Annotated in this window: 13 protein-coding genes and 3 pseudogenes; 6 read left to right on the plus strand and 10 right to left on the minus strand. The window is 69.1% G+C overall.

Going from position 1 to position 19,556, the window contains the following annotated elements; genetic code table 11:
- Positions 1-96: 96 nt before the first annotated feature.
- From CWS50_RS11050 to metG, 3 genes are all read right to left on the minus strand, one after another.
- The gene (locus CWS50_RS11050; protein ID WP_127842832.1) at positions 97-1,092 is read right to left on the minus strand and encodes a G5 domain-containing protein; all 996 of its coding nucleotides are present in this window, start codon (positions 1,090-1,092) and stop codon (positions 97-99) included.
- Positions 1,093-1,434: 342 nt separating this feature from the next.
- Positions 1,435-2,376, minus strand: a complete 942-nt coding sequence (locus CWS50_RS11055; RefSeq protein ID WP_127842833.1) for a TatD family hydrolase — start codon at positions 2,374-2,376, stop codon at positions 1,435-1,437.
- Between the two features lie 21 nt (positions 2,377-2,397).
- Entirely contained in the window at positions 2,398-4,251 is a 1,854-nt protein-coding gene (gene metG / locus CWS50_RS11060) for a methionine--tRNA ligase (RefSeq protein WP_127842834.1), read from the minus strand.
- A gap of 255 nt (positions 4,252-4,506) precedes the next feature.
- On the opposite strand from metG, the gene CWS50_RS11065 reads away from it, so the two are divergent.
- On the plus strand, positions 4,507-5,547 hold the full coding sequence (locus tag CWS50_RS11065) for a hypothetical protein (protein WP_127842835.1): 1,041 nt from the start codon (positions 4,507-4,509) through the stop codon (positions 5,545-5,547).
- Between the two features lie 14 nt (positions 5,548-5,561).
- On the opposite strand, the gene rsmI is transcribed toward CWS50_RS11065, so the two are convergent.
- The gene (rsmI, locus tag CWS50_RS11070) at positions 5,562-6,572 is read right to left on the minus strand and encodes a 16S rRNA (cytidine(1402)-2'-O)-methyltransferase (RefSeq protein ID WP_127842836.1); all 1,011 of its coding nucleotides are present in this window, start codon (positions 6,570-6,572) and stop codon (positions 5,562-5,564) included.
- A gap of 34 nt (positions 6,573-6,606) precedes the next feature.
- Between rsmI and CWS50_RS11075 the strand changes: the two genes are divergently transcribed.
- The gene (locus CWS50_RS11075; protein WP_127842837.1) at positions 6,607-8,643 is read left to right on the plus strand and encodes a dolichyl-phosphate-mannose--protein mannosyltransferase; all 2,037 of its coding nucleotides are present in this window, start codon (positions 6,607-6,609) and stop codon (positions 8,641-8,643) included.
- Positions 8,644-8,751: 108 nt separating this feature from the next.
- Here CWS50_RS11075 and CWS50_RS11080 read toward each other — a convergent pair.
- The 3 genes and pseudogenes from CWS50_RS11080 to CWS50_RS11085 all read right to left on the minus strand — a co-directional run bounded on the left by CWS50_RS11080 (position 8,752) and on the right by CWS50_RS11085 (position 11,138).
- Positions 8,752-9,970: pseudogene (locus tag CWS50_RS11080) on the minus strand (IS110 family RNA-guided transposase).
- Between the two features lie 51 nt (positions 9,971-10,021).
- Positions 10,022-10,234: pseudogene (locus CWS50_RS13870) on the minus strand (GntT/GntP/DsdX family permease); the annotation flags it as partial.
- Positions 10,140-11,138, minus strand: coding sequence for a GntT/GntP/DsdX family permease (locus CWS50_RS11085; RefSeq protein ID WP_341472747.1), 999 nt, complete (start codon positions 11,136-11,138; stop codon positions 10,140-10,142). The gene CWS50_RS11085 and the pseudogene CWS50_RS13870, both read right to left, overlap by 95 nt.
- Before the next feature lie 378 nt (positions 11,139-11,516).
- Here CWS50_RS11085 and CWS50_RS11090 point away from each other — a divergent pair, with 378 nt between their 5' ends.
- Positions 11,517-12,287 (plus strand): IclR family transcriptional regulator, encoded by a 771-nt coding sequence (locus CWS50_RS11090; protein WP_243118313.1) that lies wholly within the window; start codon positions 11,517-11,519, stop codon positions 12,285-12,287.
- Between the two features lie 256 nt (positions 12,288-12,543).
- On the opposite strand, the pseudogene CWS50_RS13270 reads toward CWS50_RS11090, so the two are convergent.
- Positions 12,544-13,509 (minus strand): annotated as a pseudogene (locus CWS50_RS13270) (glycerate kinase).
- A gap of 674 nt (positions 13,510-14,183) precedes the next feature.
- On the opposite strand from CWS50_RS13270, the gene CWS50_RS11110 reads away from it, so the two are divergent.
- The 3 genes from CWS50_RS11110 (at position 14,184) to asnB (ending at position 17,445) form a co-directional block, all read left to right on the plus strand.
- Complete coding sequence (locus CWS50_RS11110) at positions 14,184-14,798, plus strand: ATP-binding cassette domain-containing protein (protein ID WP_127842841.1); 615 nt, start codon at positions 14,184-14,186, stop codon at positions 14,796-14,798.
- Positions 14,798-15,529 carry a hypothetical protein gene (locus tag CWS50_RS11115; RefSeq protein WP_127842842.1) on the plus strand — a complete coding sequence of 244 codons (732 nt, stop codon included), beginning with the start codon at positions 14,798-14,800 and terminating at the stop codon, positions 15,527-15,529. Before CWS50_RS11110 ends, CWS50_RS11115 begins: the two co-directional genes overlap by 1 nt.
- A 77-nt stretch (positions 15,530-15,606) precedes the next feature.
- Positions 15,607-17,445, plus strand: a complete 1,839-nt coding sequence (gene asnB / locus CWS50_RS11120; protein ID WP_127842843.1) for an asparagine synthase (glutamine-hydrolyzing) — start codon at positions 15,607-15,609, stop codon at positions 17,443-17,445.
- Here asnB and CWS50_RS13875 read toward each other — a convergent pair.
- The gene (locus CWS50_RS13875; protein WP_279221954.1) at positions 17,426-17,914 is read right to left on the minus strand and encodes a serine acetyltransferase; all 489 of its coding nucleotides are present in this window, start codon (positions 17,912-17,914) and stop codon (positions 17,426-17,428) included. The two genes, asnB and CWS50_RS13875, sit on opposite strands and share 20 nt — an antisense overlap.
- Before the next feature lie 68 nt (positions 17,915-17,982).
- Positions 17,983-18,852 carry a glycosyltransferase family A protein gene (locus CWS50_RS11130; RefSeq protein ID WP_127842845.1) on the minus strand — a complete coding sequence of 290 codons (870 nt, stop codon included), beginning with the start codon at positions 18,850-18,852 and terminating at the stop codon, positions 17,983-17,985.
- Between the last annotated feature and the right edge of the window lie 704 nt (positions 18,853-19,556).

Consider the following 19,556-nt stretch of genomic DNA (forward strand, 5'->3'; position numbering starts at 1 on the left):
ACCCACGAGACCCTCCCTCTTTCATTGACGGTGGGGGTCACCGTAGCCGACCGGCCGCAGAGGGGCAACCTGTCGCGCACAACCCTGGAGGACTCGTCAGTACCAGCCCACAGACTCCGAGTGCGCCCAGGCGGAGCAGGGAGTGCCGTACCGACCAGAGATGTAGCCCAGCCCCCAGGTGATCTGAGTCACCGGGTTGGTCTGCCAGTCCGAACCAGTCTCCGCCATCTTGGAGCCCGGCAGGGCCTGCGGGATGCCGTAGGCGCCTGAGGAGGGGTTCTGAGCCTGGTAGTTCCAGTTGGACTCACGGTTCCACAGGTTGACCAGGCAGGAGAACTCAGCGTCGTCCCAGCCGTAGCCAGCCATCATCGACTTCGCGATCGCCTGGGCGCTGGCAGGGTCAGTGCCCCCACTGGCGGCAGCCTGCACGTCCCCGGCTCCGCTGGAGGAGGTGTCAGAGGAGTCACCCGGGGCAGGCTCCTCCGAGGAGCCGCCGGAGGAGGAGTCGGCAGCAGGCTCGGCCGCCTCCTGCGCACCGGTGCCGACCTGGACCACCTCGTCAACCTTCTCCGAGACCACCACCGAGGACACCGCCTGACGCGAGACCTCCTCACCGTCAACAGTGGTCACCTGGTAGACCGTACGCACCACACCGTCAGCACCCTCGGTCACCACCCGCCTCTCACCCTCAGGCAGGTCACCCGTCTCCTGCTCCACGGTCCCGTGAGCCTCAGTAGCCTCCTCCGTGACCGTCGACACCTCAGCACCAGACCCCTCCACGACGGTAGCCTGGCCGCCTCCCTGCTCCGCAGGCGTCGGCGCCTCCGCGCCCAGGGCACCGAAGGCGCCGTCGGCGGAGGTGCCCTCCTCACCCTGGGAGGAGACAGCCGCGTACGCGCCACCAGAGACGGCGATCGACAGGGCAGCAGCCACACCGCCGGCACGGAAGAGCATGGGGGCGAAGGGGGTGCTTGCAGGACCCTCGGCGCGCCGCCTGCCGTGCCCGTTGGCGGGAGTCAGGCCCCTGGAGGCCAGGGCACCGAGCTCCACCAGGGTGGTGTTCAGAGAGCTTGTCTGAGAGTGACGACCCACGATATGACTTCCTTTGCTCGACGAACTCGGGCCACGGTAGCGGACAAACAGCGGAAACGACAATGTATCTGCTCACATCCCGGCATCTGCTCACATCCCGCCTCCCGCTCACGTGCGACAGAAACGGTGCAGGTCTCAACTGGTCCCGCCCTGGGGCGCGACTGACAGAACACTGACAGCAGCACTGACAACGCAGTTGATGGCGCCACCGCCAGCCCCGGTGGCAGCACCTCGTGAGCGGCAGCAGGGTCGGCACCGGCGCGGCAGCGTCGGTGCCGACAACGAAGCCGCAGGCACGGGAGGTACGGAAAGCACGAAAGGCATCGTGGCAAGGCATCGTGCTCAGACCACCGCCTCCGGCCACGTACCGTAGACGAGCCGGGTCGTCTCCTGAAGACGCTGGCAGATGCGCTCCTCGTCACTGTCCCGCAGCTCGGCCAGACAGCGCACCGTGGCACCCATGAGGTAGGAGCCGTTGGGGCGACCACGCCACTGCCTGGGCGGAAGGTAGGGGGCGTCGGTCTCCACCAGCAGCAGCTCCGCCGGGACAGTGGCCAAGGCCTCACGCAGCCACCCGTTGGAGGGGTAGGTCACCGGACCCGCGACCGAGACGTACCACCCGTTGTCCGCACAGGCTGCCGCCAGCGAGGTCCCGCCGGAGAAGCAGTGGAAGACCGTGCGCCGGGGAGGCCCGTCAGCCAGGAGGAGCGACACGCAGTCCTCGTGCGCGTCACGGTCGTGGACCTGCAGCGGGAGGTCGAGGTCCTTGGCCAGGGCGACGTGGGCACGGAAAGCCTCCTTCTGGGCCTGCGCCCCTCGCGGACCGGTGCGGAAGTAGTCCAGACCGGTCTCCCCGATCGCCACCACAAGGTCGCGGTGAGTACGCGCAACCTGCTCCAGCCGGGCCAGGACGTCGTCCAGCGGCTCCTCGTGGTGCGCGCTGGTACGCGGCTCCAGGCCGTCAGGGCCGACCTCGCGCACGCCCGCGTGGGCCACGGCCTCATTGGGGTGGACGGCAAGGGCCACCCGCACGCCCGCCAGGTCCTGGGCCAGGGACAGCGAGGGCTTCCAGGTCGGCACCTCGCAGGCTGAGGTGATGATCCTGGTCACCCCGACGGCCTGCGCCCTGGCGACCAGCTCGTCGGCGCGCACCGGCTGGGCACCGCCGGGCAGGCTCACGTCCGCAGGCACGGGCAGGTGGGCGTGGTTGTCCGTGACCGGCAGGGCCAGGGGCTCGACGGCGTCGGCGGGTGGCCACGACCGATCTGTTCTCCTGGGGCTCACAGGCTGCTCCCGTCTGCCTGCTCAGGCACCGGCGTCGTCGGCCTCGGGAGGCACCAGGGCTGCGTAGCGAGCCAGCTCCTCCTCCACGACTGCCTCGTCCAGCTTGGTGAACACGGGCACAGGCCTGGCGACCTCCGCCCCCACGACGACCTGGTGGCGCCCCCATGTCGGCGCGCCGGTGTAGTCGCCGGTGATCACCGGGTAGCCCTGGCGTCCGGCAAGGGCCTCCGGCAGGACCTCCGGGTCCAGCTCGTCGACCTCCTCGGCACGGGGCATAGGCGCCACCGTCCCCTCACCGCCCAGGATCCTGTCGATGTCGTTGGCTGCGTGGGGAAGGAAGGGTGAGAGCATGAGGTTGAGGTCGGCCACGACCTGGGCCAGCGTGTGGAGCACGGTGGCCAGCCGCTCCCGGGTCTCCTCGTCCTCCCCCCGGAGCTTGAAGGGCTGGGTGTCGGCCACGTACTTGTTCGCCTCACCCACCAGGCGCATCGCCTCTGCCAGGGCTGCCTTCTGGCGGTGCCGGGCGATGAGGCCACCCACCGTGGCGAACCCGGCCTCGACGGCGTCAAGAAGGGCACGGTCCACGTCCTGGAGCCTTCCGGGGGCCGGGACGGCCCCGAAGCGCTTGTGGATCATGGAGGCGGTGCGGTTGACCAGGTTGCCCCAGCCCGCGACCAGCTCCCCGTTGGTGCGGCGCACGAACTCCGCCCAGGTGAAGTCCGCGTCGGCGGTCTCCGGCCCGGCGGCGCAGATGAAGTAGCGCAGGGCGTCAGCCTGGTACCTCTGGAGGAAGTCACGTACGTAGATAACGATGCCGTGACTGGAGGAAAACTTCCTGCCCTCCATGGTGAGGAACTCGCTGGAGACCACCTCGGTGGGCAGGTTCAGGGTCCCCAGGTCCCCGGCCGCTCCTCCGCGGTCCCCCTCGCCGTCGTAGCCCAGGAGCTCGGCCGGCCAGATCTGGGAGTGGAAGACGATGTTGTCCTTGCCCATGAAGTAGTAGGACAGGGCGGCAGGGTCGTTCCACCATGCCCGCCAGGCCTCGGGGTCCCCGCTGCGCCGGGCCCACTCGACAGAGGCCGACAGGTAGCCGATAACGGCGTCGAACCACACGTAGAGACGCTTGGTGGGCTGGTCCTCCCAGCCCGGGACAGGAATTCCCCAGTCGATGTCGCGCGTCATAGCCCGGGGGCGCACGTCGTCGAGAAGGTTCTGGGAGAACCGGATGACGTTGGGCCTCCAGGTCCCCGAGGCCGCGCGCTCCTCCAGCCAGGCCCCCAGGGAGGAGGCCAGGGCGGGCAGATCCAGGAACCAGTGGGTGGACTCCACGAACTCAGGCACCTCCCCGTTGATCCGCGAGCGCGGGCTGACCAGGTCGGTGGGGTCCAGCTGGTTGCCGCAGGAGTCGCACTGGTCGCCCCTGGCCCGGGAGGAGCCACAGATAGGACAGGTCCCCTCAATGTAGCGGTCCGGCAGGGTACGGCCCGTGGAGGGGGAGATGGCCGAGCGGGTGACCTTCTGAACCATGTAGCCGTTGTCCCGCACCGTTCGGAACATGTCCTGCACCACCCGGTAGTGGTTGCCTGCCGTGGTACGGGTGAACAGGTCGTAGGACAGGCCCAGGGCCACCAGGTCCTCGACGATGAGACGGTTGTTGCGGTCCGCCAGCTCACGGGCGCTGACCCCCTCCTCGTCGGCAGCGACGAGGATCGGGGTGCCGTGCTCGTCCGTGCCCGACACCATGAGCACGTCGTGACCCGCCATGCGCATGTACCGGGAGAAGACGTCGGAGGGGACTCCGAAGCCGGCGACGTGGCCGATGTGGCGCGGGCCGTTGGCGTAAGGCCAGGCGACTGCGGACAGGATGTGGGTCATGGGGTCACCTTATCTGCTCGCGCCAGGCTCGACCGTGGTTGACAAGCCCGCTGTGGACACCGTGGACGACGTCACGGCGTTGCAGGACACGGAAGGACAGGCACGCAGGTCTGACGCTATGGTGGCCCTGGTCGGAGCGTGCGCACTGCCGTCCAGTGTTGCGGCGCTGTCGTCACCGCCGCCAGCGCCGCCAGCCCCGCGTCGGCAGTGCCCCGGTCCTTCTCACGAGTCCACGCAGCATCACGAAGGCCAGTCATGACTCAGTTCCCAGGATCTCAGCCGCCAGGCCCCTCGCCCTACCCGGCTGGCCACGGCCCTGGCACGGGCTCCAGCCACCCCGGTCCTGCCAGCACCCCTGGCGCGGTGCCTGGCTACGGCTACGGCCCCGCAGGTCAGCCCCTCCCCTACGCGACGACATCCCCGGGGCCGTCGCCTGTACCGTCTGGACCCGGAGGCGACGCGTCCTCCAGGTCGCTACGGGGGCCGGTGGTCCTGCTGGTAGCAGGGATCCTCCTCCTGCTCCTGGGTGCCGCCCTCTTCCTTTACGCCAGCCTGCGTCCCGTCGCCAGTGCGGCGTCGCTCAGCCAGCTCAGCACGGGCTACGAGATGCAGGCCAAGCTAGAGGGCAACACCACCTACGGCCTGTACTACGACGACTCTGGGTCCACCCCGAGCTGCCGGGTGGCCTCACCACACGATGACGACGTCAGCGTCAGCACGAACATCACCGGCACCGTCACCGTCAACAACCACACCCTGTTCGCGACCTTCGTCACCAATGAGGCCGGCGACTACACCATCACCTGTACCAGCAGCACCGAGCAGGAGGTCTATATTGGCTTGACGACAAGCGTGAGCGACGTCTTCCGGCTCATTGGGGGTGTCCTGGTCGCACAGGTGGTCACCGCGCTGATCGGCACGGCTGGCCTTGTCATGGCCGTCGGCGGCCTGATCTGGCTCACCAGGCGCCGCAGCAGCCGGAGCTCCCAGCCCCCGGCCACCACCCCCGCTGCCGCCGCCCCGCCAGTGGCTGCACAGCCCGGGACCTACGCACACACGCAGACGGCCAGTACTGGCTACGCGGCACACACAGCGCCCGGGCAGGGCTACAGCCTTCCCCCAGGAACCAGCAGCGGCCGCGCCGTGCCGACCTCATCACCCACGTCACCAGCCACGGACGCGCAGCAGCCTCCTGCCGGAGCCTCGCCAACGGCCTCGCCTCCCGCCCAGGGCACAGGCTCCTACTACGGCAGGTACCAGGGCGGACACGGCCAAGGGGGGTGGTCCCGAGGCTGACTGGCCTGGCGCGCTCAGTGACCCCGCTGGGCCAGCGCGGCACGGTAGACCTCGTTGGGACGCAGCCCGGCTGCCCCGGCGACCTGGGCTGCCGCCTCCCTGAGCCGCGTACCGTTGTCTGCCAGGGCAAGAGCCTCGCGGGCCGCCGCCTGGGCGTCAGCCACCGGGGGCCGGGCGCCAGCAACCACAAGAACGACCTCCCCCCGGACACCGTCAGCAGCGAGCCTCGCGAGATCGCCCAGCCCTGCCCGGAGCACCTCCTCGAACGTCTTGGTCATCTCCCGGCACAGGGCGGCGGGCCGGTCGGTACCGAGGACCTCGGCCATGACCTGCAAGGTGGTGCCGACCCGACGAGGCGACTCGAAGAAGACCATGGTGCGCGTCTGGGCCGCGAGGGCGTGCAGCACCCGGCGCCGCTCGCTGTCCTTGCGGGGCAGGAAGCCCTCGAAGCAGAAGCGGTCGGTCGGTAGCCCCGACAGCACCAGGGCGGTGAGCACCGCTGAGGGGCCGGGAAGCACAGTAACTGGGACACCGACCTGGGCTGCTGCCGTGACAAGACGGTAGCCCGGGTCCGAGACCGCAGGCATACCCGCGTCCGAGACCACGACGACGCTGCGTCCCTCCTGGGCGGCAGAGACAAGGTCGGCGGCACGAGCACACTCGTTGTGCTCGTGGAAGGAGACCACCCGCCCCCTGGGAACCACGCCTAGTCGCCGCATCAGGTTTGTCAGGCGTCGCGTGTCCTCCGCAGCGACAAGGTCCGCCCCCTCCAGGTGGCTGCGCAGTCGTGGGGAGGCGTCGTCCACATGACCGATCGGGGTCGCGGCCAGGGTGATAGTCCCCGGCTGCGGCCCGGAGGCCGTTGATACGCCAGGATCGCCGACCGGCACCACGGCACCGTCCCGTCTCCGCTCGCAGGCCGGGGCCGACAGGGCACACCTGGCAGGCTCGGCGAGGTCCTCCTGAGCCCTCTCGGGCCCCGGGGCACCGGAAACGCTGCCAGCGGAGAAGGTGCGGTCATCCATGGGGCCAGTATGACCGCCCCCCTAGACTCGCGGAGTGACCACAGCGAGTACGTCGTCCCCCGACAAGGCTGCCGACACACAGGCAGAAACGCCTGGAGCCGACCTGCGGGACGCGGCCAGCCCACCCCCGTCTGGCACCGAGGGGGCTGTGGCCCCAGCTCCTCCCGGCAGCCTCGCGGACGGCCATCGCACTGAGGACGACCTCCGCGCCGCGCTGGGGCTTGAGCCCGTGGGGTGGACGGCTCCCCGGGCCGTCCGGGTCCGAGGCTGGGTGGCGACCGGGGTGGCCGGGCTCGTTGCCGCCCTGCTCAGGCTTGTCGGGCTGGCTCACCCCAGCAGCCTCATGTTTGACGAGATCTACTACGTCAAGGACGCCTACGCCTTGTGGACCGTGGGCTACGAGGCGCAGTGGGCTGAAGGGTCGGACGAGCTGTTCGCGGCGGGGGACTTCTCCGGTATGTCGACAGAGCCCAGCTTCGTTGTCCACCCCCAGCTCGGCAAGTGGCTGATCGGCCTGGGTATGCAGGTCCTTGGACCCGAGTCTGCGGTAGGTTGGAGGATTGTCCCCGCGATCGCTGGCATCCTCACCGTTGTACTCCTGGCCCGTCTGACATTCCGCCTGACCGGCTCCCCGGTCCTGACGGGGCTGGCGGGGCTGCTGCTGGCCATCGACGGGGTCGCCCTCACCGAGTCCAGGATCGGGCTGCTGGACGTCTTCGTGGGCCTGTTCGCGACCCTCACGATGTACTGCGTGGTGCGCGACCGCCAGTGGTCCCGGGCGAGGCTGGCCCGGGACCTTGCCGGCACGGGCGCTGGCCACCTCGCTCCTCGCGCGCACGCGCGCCCCTGGTTGTGGGCAGCAGGAGCGGCACTGGGGCTGACCTGCTCCATCAAGTGGTCCGGCCTGTACCTGCTGGCGGTTGTGGGAGTCATGGTCGTGGTGTGGGACACCCAGGCCCTGAGGAAGGTGCAGGCGAAGGCGTGGTTCCTGGAGGGAACCATTGCACGCGGGATCGGTGACTTTATCCGTCTTGTCCCCACGGCCGCCGCAGTCTACCTCCTCATGTGGTGGTCGTGGTTCACGCACGACAGCGCCTACAAGCACGGCTGGGCCGCGCAGCAGCGAGCGGTAGGGGGAACGGCACGGTCCTGGTTGCCTGACGCCCTCAACGACCTGGTGGAGTACCACCTGTCCATGTACACCTTTCACGTGGGCCTGGACTCCGAGCACCCCTACCAGTCCCGCCCCGCAGGATGGCTGCTGCAGCTGCGACCGACCTCGTTCTACTGGGTTGGCGAGGAGGAGATGGCAGGACAGGGCTGCGGATCGCAGCGGTGCGTCCAAGCCATCACCTCCATCGGCAACATCCCGATATGGTGGGCCGCCTGCGTGGCGCTAGTCGCCGTGGTCCTCCTGGCGACCGTCGGCCGCGACTGGCGCGCCTGGGTCCCGCTCGCTGGCTACCTGGGCCTGTACGTGCCGTGGTTCCAGTACCCCGACCGCACCATCTTCACCTTCTACACGGTAGCCTTCGTACCCTTTGTGGTGCTGGTGCTGGTGCTGGGGCTGGGCATGGCCTCGGGCCTGCTTCCTCCGCGCCCGGGGACGCCGCCTACCGCCGCTGAAGGAGGAAGTGGCCTGTTCGCCAGGACGACATGGCGGTGGCCCGGCAGCCGGGCACGGCTGTCCTCTGGTGCTCTCCAGGCCGAGGCTGACGACGGGCACGCCCGTGGGCGGGACTGTAGCGGACAGGACAAGGCAGCTGACCCCAGCGGGCCTGGCACAGCGGCCAGCGCCGATAGGGGTGTGGCGCCTGGTTCTGGACAGCGGGACGACCCGGTGGTGGCCGGTCCGGGGTGGCCGCTGCGGGTGCCGGGGAAGTTGTCACCTGTCGTCCAGCACTGGACGGCTGTGCCCTCCGGAACTGTACGCCGTGGTGGTGTGGTCCTGGTTGGCGTGGTAGTTGCATCGGCCGTAGCGTTCGCGGTGGTTTGGTGGCCTGTGTGGGTGGGGTGGGTGGTGTCCTACGAGTTCTGGCGGTGGCACATGCTGCTGGGGTCGTGGGTGTGACCCCCCCCCGGGGGGTGTCCCTGCTGCTGGACGGCCTGGGTTCCTGCCTTGTTGCCTGGTCGCTGGCTGTGCTGACCGCCCCCCCGGGGGGTGGCCCTATGTTGTTTGTCAAGCGGCGGCGGGTAGTTGTTGGGTTGGTTGGGGGGTGTAGAGGGCGCCGTCTCGGGTCATGGCGTAGAGGGTGAGGATGCGGCGGTGGGCGAGGGCGGGCAGGGCCTGGTTGTGGCGCTTGCCCTGGTCTCGTTTGCGCTGGTAGCAGGCGCGGGATGCCGGGTCTGTCCTGAGGGCGGCGAAGGCCGCTAGGAACATGGCGCGTTTGAGCCTCTTGCTGCCGGCGTGGGAGACGTGCTCACCGCGGACGGAGGACCCCGACCGCCGGGTGAGTGGGGTGAGGCCTGCGCAGGCAGGCCAGGTGCGCGCCGGTGTCGAAGGATCTGCCGAGGGTCTCGGCCAGGAAGACGGCGGCGGTCCTGACCCCCACCCCGGGCACCGGTGGCCAGGGACCGGCGTGAGGAGGGTGGGCCTCCACCAGGGCCTCAACCTGGGCGGCGACGTCGTCGCGCTGGGCGTGCAGGAGGTGGTGAGCCGGACGGGGCCCGGGTGGGGCAGCACCACGCCAGCGGCGTCGGTGCCGACGACCACCACTGTCTGCTTGCCCAGGGCGTCGGTGATTGTCTTTGCCCAGGTGGTGTGCCGTCTGCACCCGTTGGCTTTGAGCTTGGCGTCAATACGCGCCCTGCCGGCCTTCTTCAGTGATTGTGGCGTGGGCCAGGCGGCGATCACCTCCAGCACGGCGTCGTGCTCCAGCCACGGCCCCAGCACAGTCTCAAGGGCTGGGTGGATCTGGGTGTACAGGCCCCGGACACGGTTTGCGGTCTGGCTGGTCCTGGCGGGCCAGGTCCAGGTCGAAACCGGTCAACATCGACAAGGAGGCGGCGTCCTCGTCCGAGGTGCTGATGGACCTGAGCGTGTGGGGCGTGGTGCGGGCCGCCTCGGCGATCACGGCCGCGTCTTTTGCGTCGGTCCTGGCGCTGCCTGGTGTCAGGTCCGCGATGCGGCGCATGGACAGGCCGGGCAGGTAGCCCACGGTGGTACCCATGGCCTGGGCGACCGCGACCGCCAGGGCGCCGATCGTCGCCGGCTGGTCGACCGCCACCAGGACTCGGCCGTGGCTGCCGAGCCGCTCGTACAGGCCTCTAAGCCTGGACTCGTCGTTGGGCAGGGCCTTGTCGAGGACCTTCCTCCCGCCGGTAGTCAGGGCGGTCGCCCAGTGCTCAGCCTTGGAGCCTGTCAAGTTGTCTGTGTGTGCATGGATGAACACGCTCATGAGCATGACCCCTGCCAGCCCCAGGACGCTGAGCGCCGTGGTGTAGGTGGTGCGTGTCTTGATGGCCTCGGTGACGGAGAGGTTGAAGTACTCCTTGAACATCCAGAACCCGGGGTCGTTGACGTGGCTGAAGGCGACCGAGCCGCAGGTGGTGGCCAGGACCATCAGCTCAGGTGACACCGAGCCGGTGACCAGCGGGGCGGCGATCCCGGCGGCCGTGGTGACCGCGACCGTCGCCGAGCCCAGGGCGATACGCAGGATCACAGCGATCAGCCAGGCCAGCAGGAGCGGGCTGACCGGTCCAGGTCCGGGTGACCTCGGCAATGTACTCGTCCACCCCGATGGCGTCGAGCACCTCCTTGAAGGCACCACCGGCCCCGATGACCATGAGGATCATGGCCATGGCCCTGGCCCCTCCGGACATGGACTCGCCGACCTCCGAGAGGGTGCGTCCGACGTGGGGGCCGAACACCCAGCACGCGACGAGCAGGCACGCGAGCAGGGCGACGGGCGGCGAGCCGACGAAGGCGATGACGTCGGTCAGCAGGTTGTCGGCCGACCGGGTCATGTCGTAGATGGCGGCCCCGGCGATGAGCACCACTGGCAGGGGGGCGACGGACAGCGAGGGTAGGAGGCCGGGCATCTGCTCCTCGGTGAGCTCCTTGTCGCTTATGAGGCCCTCGGGGATCTGGGGGCTCATCCTCCTGACCAGGGACAGGCGCGGCCACAGCCAGGAGATGAGCGCACCCACGGGCAGGGCCACGACCAGACCGATGGCCAGTGTCAGGCCGACGGAGACGTTGTAGAAGCCGGCTACTGCCGTGGGGCCGGGGTGGGGTGGCAGGAAGCTGTGCATCGTGGACAGGGTGATGGACATGGGCAGCCCGACCCACAGCAGGGGCCTGCCCGTGGCGCGGACCAGGGTGAAGGCGACCGGGACGATGATGACGAAGGCGACCTCGTAGAACATGGTCACCTCGATAAGGACGGAGGTGACGGTCATGGCCCACTGCACACCGCGCTCGCCGAGCCTATCGATGATCGTGACCGCGATGCGCCGCGCGGCCCCGGCGTCGCCGACAACGCGGCCGATCATGGCGCCCAGGCCGATGACCAGGAGCGTGGAGCCGAACTGGCCGCCTAGGCCGCTCTCGGTGATCTCGGGGATCTGGGCGAGGCCCCGGGGACCGGCTCCCCGCTGTCAGGATCCTCGTAGGTCAGCGTGCCCGAGGCGACGCCGTACACACCCCCCAGAGCCGAGACGGACAGCAGAGCGACGAACCCGTTCGCCTGAGGCGGGTCATGAGGAGGACGAGCAGGACGACCGCGACGGCGACGATGACGAGCGGCATGAGGTGCTCCTTTGCTGACTCTTCCGCCAGGGCCGAGGGCGAGGCGTCAAGCTCTTACTTGGACGGTCATCCCCAGTCGTGTCTCATATTTACATATAAGGACAACACGGCACAAAGAGAGCGTGATGACGTCCTGTCGGCTCGGTGCTGTGGTAGACAGGCCCCAGGTCCTGCTGCTCAGAGGAGGGAGACCCGTGTCAGCGGACGGTGGTGGGGTGCGCGAGGTGAAGTCGGCGGCGCGCACGATCGACGTGCTGGAGTACCTGGCCGGGCGACAGGGCACCCAGACGCGCCTGCGCGACGTCGCCGACGCCCTGGGCGCGCCACGGTCCTCGGTCTACGCGCTGCTGCAGACCCTGGTGGGGCGCGGGTGGGTGGCCGTGGACCCGACGGGCACCCACTACTCCATCGGCATCCGCACCCTCCTGGCAGGAACCAGCTACCTTGACCGCGACCCGCGGGTGCGCCTGGTGCGGCCGGTCATCATGGACGCCGCGCGGCGGCTGGGCGAGACCGTCCACCTGGCCCGGCTCGACGGCGACCAGGTGGTGTACCTGGCCACCGCTGAGTCGCACGAGTACACCCGCGTCCTGCTGAGGGTCGGGCGCCGCCTGCCTGCCGTGTACACCTCCCTGGGCAAGGCGATCATGGCCCACAACCGCACGTCGGCTCCCGAGGTGCTCCCGCCCCCGCTGACAGCCATGTCCGTCAGGGACCCGGCCGTGCTCGCCGCCGACCTAGAGCGCACGCGCCAGCGCGGCTACGCCGTGGACGACCAGGAGAACATCGTGGGCATCAGCTGCTACGGGTTCGCGCTGCGCTACGACGTCCCGGTGCGTGACGCCATCAGCTGCTCGGTTCCGCGCAGCCGACTGAGCCAGACCCACACGGAGCAGATCCTTGAGGTCACGGAGGAGGCACGTGCCCGGATCGAGGGCTCGGCGCCGGCCGTCCCCCAGGCCTGAGGGCCGCGGGTGCCGTGCTGCACGGGGCACGACTGCGTGCTGGCGCGCCTCCTGGGCCAGTAGGCTGCCGGGACCGGGCCTCCCTGCCTCTATAGATTGCTGGAGTGCCAGCCTTCTCAGACCGGGGCCGGGCTGCTGCCCTGGGACCGGCCTGACACCCACCGGGCCACGGCGGAGCGCAGGTTCTGGGCACCCTGCGCCAGGGCCTGCTCCAGGGGGTGCCCTCCGGGGTGACCTGGACCAGGTCGCTCACCCCCTACTCCAGGAGCACGGAGGCACCGGGCTGCACCCGCCCGGCGAAGATGGCGACCGGGACGCCTGCGGCGCGGGCCGCCCGGGTCACCCCTGCCGCCGTCTTGCCGGTCAGCGTCTGGCTGTCCACCGAGCCCTCCCCGGTGAGCACGGCGGTGGCCCCCTCCAGCGCCTCCGGCAGCCGGCTGGCCTCGATGACCAGCTCCACACCTGGACGCATCCGGGCACGGAGGAAGGCCATGAGCGCCCACCCCAGGCCGCCCGCGGCCCCGGCGCCGGGCCGCGACCTCGGTACCGGACCGCCCGTCGGGCGTCGTGGTCAGGGAGACCAGGCGGGACAGGAGGCTGTCCAGCAGCGCCACCTGCTCGCTGGTCGCGCCCTTCTGGGGGCCGAACACCGCGCTGGCCCCCTGGGGCCCAGCAGGGGGGAGGAGACGTCGCAGGCGGCCTGGACCGTGACCTCCTCCAGTCGGGGGTCCAGGCCGGAGGCGTCCACGCTGGCCACCCGGACCAGGTGTTCCGGGACGGGATCCAGCCCGTGCTCGTCGAGGAGGCGGACCCCCAGGGCCGTGAGCATGCCGGCCCCGCCGTCGTTCGTGGCCGAGCCTCCCAGTCCGACGACGATCTCGCGGGCACCGTGGTCCAGGGCCGCCAGGACGAGCTCTCCCACGCCCAGCGAGTTGGACCGCATGATGTCGCGGTGCGGCGGGGCCACCTGCTCCAGCCCCGCCGCGGTGGCCACGTCCAGCAGCGCCGTCGGCGTGGTGGCTCCTGCCAGGTAGAGGGCGCCGCGCGCAGGCCTGCCCCGGGCGTCGTGCACGGGCACCTCGCGCGGCGCGCCCAGCGGGACGGCCAGGGTCTCGGCAAAGCCCTCGCCCCCGTCAGCCATTGGTCTCAGGAGGCAGGTGGCCTGCGGGTTGGCGTCGTGCACGCCCGCCGCCATCGCCTGGGCCGCCTCCAGGGCGGTCATGGACTCCTTGAAGGAGTCGGGGGGCCAGGACGTAGGTGGTCATGCCCCAGGGTCTCACACCTGGTTGGCGCGGGGTGCGTGAACGGGTGCAGGGAACAGGCGGGGACGAGGACACAGGGGCGCCTGCGGTCCCAGGGGCGTCCCAGGAGCAGGGTCATCGTCCGCGGCGTCGGCTGGCCAGGACGGCCTTCCTCCAGGACCTGCGGGCGTGAAGGTGCAGGCCTGGTCCCGTGCGGACCAGGGATCTGGCACGTCTCAGCATAGTGAGACTTTTTCACTAGGGTGTGTGGTCGAGGTTGGTTATGACGAGGGCGGCTGCGGTGGTGGTGATGGTTGTGGGGCTGAGCGCGACTCGTGTGAGGGCCTCGGAGCTGCTCGAGCATGGCACTGGCCCTCTTGGCAGGGATGCGCAGGACGGTGCGGATGGGGTGTCGGTGGCGTCACCAAGGCCACCGGACCACCCGCTCACGCTCTTGGTCAGCAGGCACGCACCGAGCCTACGGGCGTCTGGTACCACGGCGTGTCTCGATGGCACGACTCATCCAGCGGGCCAATGACGTGTGCTAGACAACAGATCCTATCCGCGCGGCCTCTTGGTCTGCTAATCTTACTTCAGGCCCGCGCTAGTGGGACTTCCAAGTAGCCGACCTTGATCTGGAGGAGTGGATGGCTACATGAGCGCTGCGGACAGCATGCCAGCCCTCGCCGTTAGGGGGGTAAGTAAACGCTTCGGGCGGACGGAGGTGTTCAGGGATGTCTCCTTCACGGTGGCGCCTGGGCGGTCCCTGGCCGTTGTGGGGGCGAACGGGTGCGGCAAGTCGACGTTGCTGAAGATCTGCGCCGGCCTCGTGTCCCCTACCGCCGGTGAGGTGCGTGTGACGGGACGGCTCGGGTACTGCCCGCAGCACGCGGACCTCGCGCCCCGTCTCACGGCGCAGGATCACATTACGTGGCTCGGCAGTGGTCTCGGCCTCGCCGCCGCCGTGGCACGACGTCAAGGAGAGCAGATCGCCTCTGCCCTGCACATGAGGGACTCCCGCAGACAGGTTCGCAGGTTGAGTGGCGGTACGGCGCAGAAGGTCAACCTGGTCTGCTCGATGATGGGCGGGCCAGATGTCCTGCTCCTGGACGAGCCGTACCAGGGCTTTGACGAGGGTGCCTACCTGGACTTCTGGGACCTCGTGGAGTCCTGGTGCAGGCAGGGGATCGCGGTGGTCGTCGTGACGCACATGCTGCGCGAGCTGCACCGTGTGGACTTCGTCCTCGACCTGGGGGGAAGGGCCGAGTGATGCGAGTGCTCCGTACCACCGAGATGACCCTGCGCGACCTCTTCGGCCGAGGGTGGGTCCTGGTGCTGCTCATGCTGCTGCCGCTCGTTTTCTACGCTGCGCGACGCTCGGACGCCGGCTGGCAGGCCTTGCGCATGGGCTGCATGGGGCTGGCGTGGGCTGTGGGGACGGTCTCCCTGTTCGCACAGCAAACCGTGAGAGACTTGGACCCGCGCCTGCGTCTGGCCGGGGTCCGCGCATGGGAGATCTTCGTGGGCCGGCTGCTGGCATTGTTGGGGGTCGCCCTCGTCGTCGGCTCGCTATACGCCGTAGGGCTCGTGCTCGACCAGGACGTCCTGCACGGGTGGTCGGTCGTCGCGGCCCTCCTGCTGTCCGCAGCGCTCCCCGTTCCGGTGGGGATGGTCGTGGGACTCCTGATCCCCCGCGAGCTTGAGGGGATGCTGGTCCTCATCATGGTCGTCGGTCTGCAGACGATCGTGGACCCGGGGCGTTCCCTGGCCGAGATACTGCCTCTGTGGTCAACCCGTAACCTCCTGAACTACGGTGTCGACGGGGTGGGTAGTCTGGAGGACTCGTGGCTGCATGCCGCTGTCTACGGTGGTGCATGTCTGCTGGTGGGTTTCGTGGTGTCGGCTGTTCGCCTGCGCAGGCGCAGGCACCTGGTGCTTCTGCCACGAGCGCAGGCCTTGCCGGGCTCCGGAGCCCGGACAGCCGGCCCGTCCAGCGGCTAAGAGGACCGGGTACCCGTGGCCCTGGCCAGAGGTGTCGGCGCGCATGACGCCGGTCCGTTTCCTCGGAAACTGAGTTGATGTGCGGCCTGGCCGGCGTCGTCGGTGACCCGGACGCACGACAGGGCCTGGTGGCGATGCTCGCGCGTCTTGTTCATCGTGGACCTGATGGGGAGGGCCGGTGGCATGAGGGCGGCACCGCCCTTGGCCATCGCCCCCCCGTCGTCGGAGACCTCGGCACCGGAGGCGTGCAGCCCGTCGTCTCCGCCGACGGTTCGCTCGTGCTCGTGTTCGACGGCCAGCTCTGCAACCGCAGGGACCTTCGGCGGCAGTTCGAGGGCAGGGGGCACAGGTTCACGACCCGGTGCGACGGTGAAATCGTCGTCGCCGCGCTGCAGGAGCACGGAGTGGATGCCCTGCGGCGGTTCGAGGGCGTGTTCACGCTGGCGTGGTGGGACCGTCGGGCCGGGAGCCTGTGGATGGCTCGCGATCGGGTCGGTGAGAAGCCCCTGTACTACCTCGAGGACCGTGGGCGGTTCGCCTTCGCCTCTGAGATCGGTGCCCTGACTGCACTGGGATGGGATGACGGCGGCATAGACCCGGAGGCGGTCGCTCTGCTGCTCTCCCGGCGGTGTGTACCGTCGCCGTGGACGATCCATCGCCGCATCCGCCAGTTGCCACCCGGCTCGGTGCTGGAGTTGTCGAGAGGCCGCACCCGGATCGCACCGTACTGGAGCGCCATCGAGGCGGTGACCACGGGCCAGGAGCGTACGCGGATCTCCGACCACTGGGAAGTGGAGCGGGCACTGCGGAGGGCGGTCAGCCGCCAGCTGGAAGCCGACGTCCCCCTCGGAGTGCTCCTGTCCGGCGGCACGGACTCGTCGCTGGTCGCGGCGCTAGCGGGCGAGCAGCATGACGCCCCTGTCACGGCCTTCACCCTTAGTTGGCAGGACCGGGACCTTGATGAGGCCAGTGCCGCCGGGGCCACTGCCAACGCGCTCGGGATGGATCACGTTGTGGTCCCTCTGAAGGACCCTGAGCTGGTCGACACGGTCCTGGCCGTGCAACGGGTCTTCGGTGAGCCGTTCGCTGACCCGGGCGCGGTGCCCCTGATGGTGCTCTCCGCCTGTGCGGCTCAGCACGTCACGGCCTGCCTGACAGGTGATGGTGGGGACGAGTGCTTTGGTGGGTACCGTCGATACTCTCGCTTGTCGAGACTCGGACGACCGGCGTCCCGTGCGCACGCGCTCCGGCCGCTGGTCGAGCGCCTCCCACGCGGCTTACGCTCGTCACGTCTACGCTTCCTGGGACGTTCCCTGGCGGAGATCTACACGCTGGTGAGTGCCTCGTGGGACCCGCTGGTCAGCGGTGAACTGGCGGGGCTCAGCGTGCCACCCTATCCTCCCACGGCAGCCTTCGATGTCAGTGATCTGAGCGTGCGGAGGATGGCGATGCTGACCGACTTCATGGGATATCTTCCCGACCAGCTCCTCGCTAAGACGGACCGCACCTGTATGGCGAACTCGCTGGAGGCGCGGGCGCCCCTGCTCGATCCCTGCGTCGTCAACCTGTCCTTCGCCCTCGACGACAGGCTGATCGTGGGCAAGAGGGTCCTGCGGGATATTGTGGCCTGCCGCCTGCCTCATCTGTCGCGGCAGGCGGTCAAGCGCGGGTTCGAGACCCCTACCGAGCGTTGGCTGCGTGGGCCCTTGCGCAGCCTCGTGTCGGAGACCATCCGCAAGGAGTCTCTTGAGGCACGGGGCATCGCACGGCCAGAGATCGCGCTGGACATGGTTGCGCGCCAACGTGCAGGCGAGCCCCTGTCGCGCATCGTATGGCCTCTGCTGATGCTGACGCTCTGGGAGCCGGGCGGCGGGCCGCGTCCCTCGGCGGCCGGTCTCAGCCGCCACGCCCAGTGATGACGGCGGGAAGAGCGCGGGCCTTGCCTCCGGGTGGCACATCACGTGTCACGACGGCATTCGCGCCCACATGTGCATCCTCACCAATAGTGATACCACCAACCACAACCGCTCCTGCGCCGAACTCGACCCTGTCGCCGATGACAGGGCAGGCGCCTCCGCGCCGGGCGACACCGATCGTCACATTGTGCCGGAGCAGCACGTGGCTCCCGAGCACCGCGCCGTCATGAACCACCAATCCAACGCCGTGATCCAGCCGTAGGCCTGACCCCACCCGCGCGCCAGAGCGAAGTTCCACGCCCAGAACGCCCTCGGTGACGAAGCGATAGGTCGCCACGGTCAGAAGGCGGAGCGGCCGTGGCAGCCTCGAGTCCTGACGGATGGCGTGGGTGGCCCTGAACAGCGGCAGCACAGCCAAGGCCTTCACGTTGCCCCGGTTGGCCTCCAGGTCGGAACGGATGAGTGCCATAACGGAGGGATCGGCCTTGGTCCCACGGGGCCTCATTGCCCGACACAGGCGGCCGAACACGCTGAGCGTCACTGTTCCAGCCCGATCTCAAGAACCTCGCCCGGGCGGAGCCCCGTCATGCCTTCGCGCAGCTGGGACACGGCACGGGCTTGTTCGGCCCGCTGGGCGGAGGTCACCAAGGAATCGACCAGCCGTGCGACAGCCGGCAGCAACGACTTGTCGCAAGATCGGCTCTCGGCGTGCGCGAGAAGATCCCGCCAGGCGTGCACGAGACGCTCTACGTAGTCCGCTCGTGCAGGGCTTCCGACTCCGATCGTCCTCGACCGGGAGAGCGAGCCGTTGCGCCGCCGTCGATGGTACAGTGGCACATCAACGTAACCGAGAGCGTTGCACACGTAAAGAGAGTTGACGATAAAACTGTCGAAGGCGTAAGCCGTGCCGCCGAAGTAGCCACCAGCAGCAAGCAGGCCCTCTCGTGAGTACAGCCCGTGATGGCGAGCGCGGTCCAGATACCAGTCCGGTCGCAGCGGCGCGCAGAATGTGGTGGCGTAGCTCTGGTACAGGCCCTCGTAGAACTGTCCAGACGTGACTCCGACCAACGGGCGACGCATGAGCTCCGCCAGGAGGGTCGCGACCCGACACTCCTCCGACCAGTCATCGGCGTCCTGAATGAGGAGCCACCGCGCGTCCGTGGCGGAGCGCAGGACCATGTCATGGATGAAGTAGGGGCCTCGGGAGGATGTCAGCCGGGCTCGTTTGAGACGAGGGTCCTTGATCGACGCCAGGACGTCCCACGGCCCGTCGTCGTCCCCGTCACTAACCACGACCACCTCGAGGTCATCATAGGTCTGACTCAGCACGCTCCTCACCGCTTGATACAGGTGGTCCGTGCAGTGACGGGTCGGTACGGACACCACAACATGACCTGACAGTTCCATAGATATCCTTTCACAATGTCCGTGGCCTCTGAGGCGGATGTGCAGAGCATGCCAGACCGTGTCCGACGGAGCTGGTGCTACGCCGCTCAGTTCGCGCGGTCGGCACCTGGGTCGGTTGAAGGGCAGATGGTCTCCAGCAGCGTCGTACGGGCCCCGGGTGCGGCGTCAACCCGCTCGAAACCGCCCACCGAGGTCCGAAAAGCGAGGTCGACTGAAGATGGTGCTGGTAGTCCGAAAGGAGGTGGTCCTTAATGCCGCCGACGTGACGCTGCTGCTCAACGGCGTCGTAGGGAGTGCCGCGCAGGAACATGCGCTGGAGAGGACGTGACGCGCTGCTGTCGGAATCCCAGGTGGCCGGCTGCTCCGCCTCAGCGGTGACGTGGAGCATGGCGATCGGGGTAGCCCGAGTGCTCCATGAGCAGCTCGGCGTACGAGGGTCTGCAGGGCGCTTGCCAGGCGTTCTGGTAACGGCAGACTGCGGCCCAGACGTCAGCGGCCGACTCGAGCTTGCCGAGATCGAGCCACGAGTCGAGTGCGCAGCAGCTGCCGAACGCGCATCCCTCCACATCATGCTGGTCCGCCTTGAGGGCGCCGCCGGAGACCGGCAGGTCCTACGTGTACGGTGTGGTGGAGGCGCCCGCCGCAGGCGGGTGGGACCACGTCCCTTGGCATCATCCCAGTGGCCCCTTGGTAGCCCCAGGGCC

Origin of the sequence: Actinomyces wuliandei, from assembly GCF_004010955.1 — a bacterium.
Lineage (GTDB): Bacteria > Actinomycetota > Actinomycetes > Actinomycetales > Actinomycetaceae > Actinomyces > Actinomyces wuliandei.

Coding starts and splice junctions, on each gene's coding strand:
- metG (WP_127842834.1), bottom strand. CDS start 4,251: ATGACCCACATCCTGTCCGCAGTCGCCTGGCCTTACGCCAACGGCCCG.
- CWS50_RS11065 (WP_127842835.1), top strand. CDS start 4,507: ATGACTCAGTTCCCAGGATCTCAGCCGCCAGGCCCCTCGCCCTACCCG.
- rsmI (WP_127842836.1), bottom strand. CDS start 6,572: ATGGATGACCGCACCTTCTCCGCTGGCAGCGTTTCCGGTGCCCCGGGG.
- CWS50_RS11110 (WP_127842841.1), top strand. CDS start 14,184: ATGAGCGCTGCGGACAGCATGCCAGCCCTCGCCGTTAGGGGGGTAAGT.
- CWS50_RS11115 (WP_127842842.1), top strand. CDS start 14,798: ATGCGAGTGCTCCGTACCACCGAGATGACCCTGCGCGACCTCTTCGGC.
- asnB (WP_127842843.1), top strand. CDS start 15,607: ATGTGCGGCCTGGCCGGCGTCGTCGGTGACCCGGACGCACGACAGGGC.
- CWS50_RS13875 (WP_279221954.1), bottom strand. CDS start 17,914: ATGGCACTCATCCGTTCCGACCTGGAGGCCAACCGGGGCAACGTGAAG.
- CWS50_RS11130 (WP_127842845.1), bottom strand. CDS start 18,852: ATGGAACTGTCAGGTCATGTTGTGGTGTCCGTACCGACCCGTCACTGC.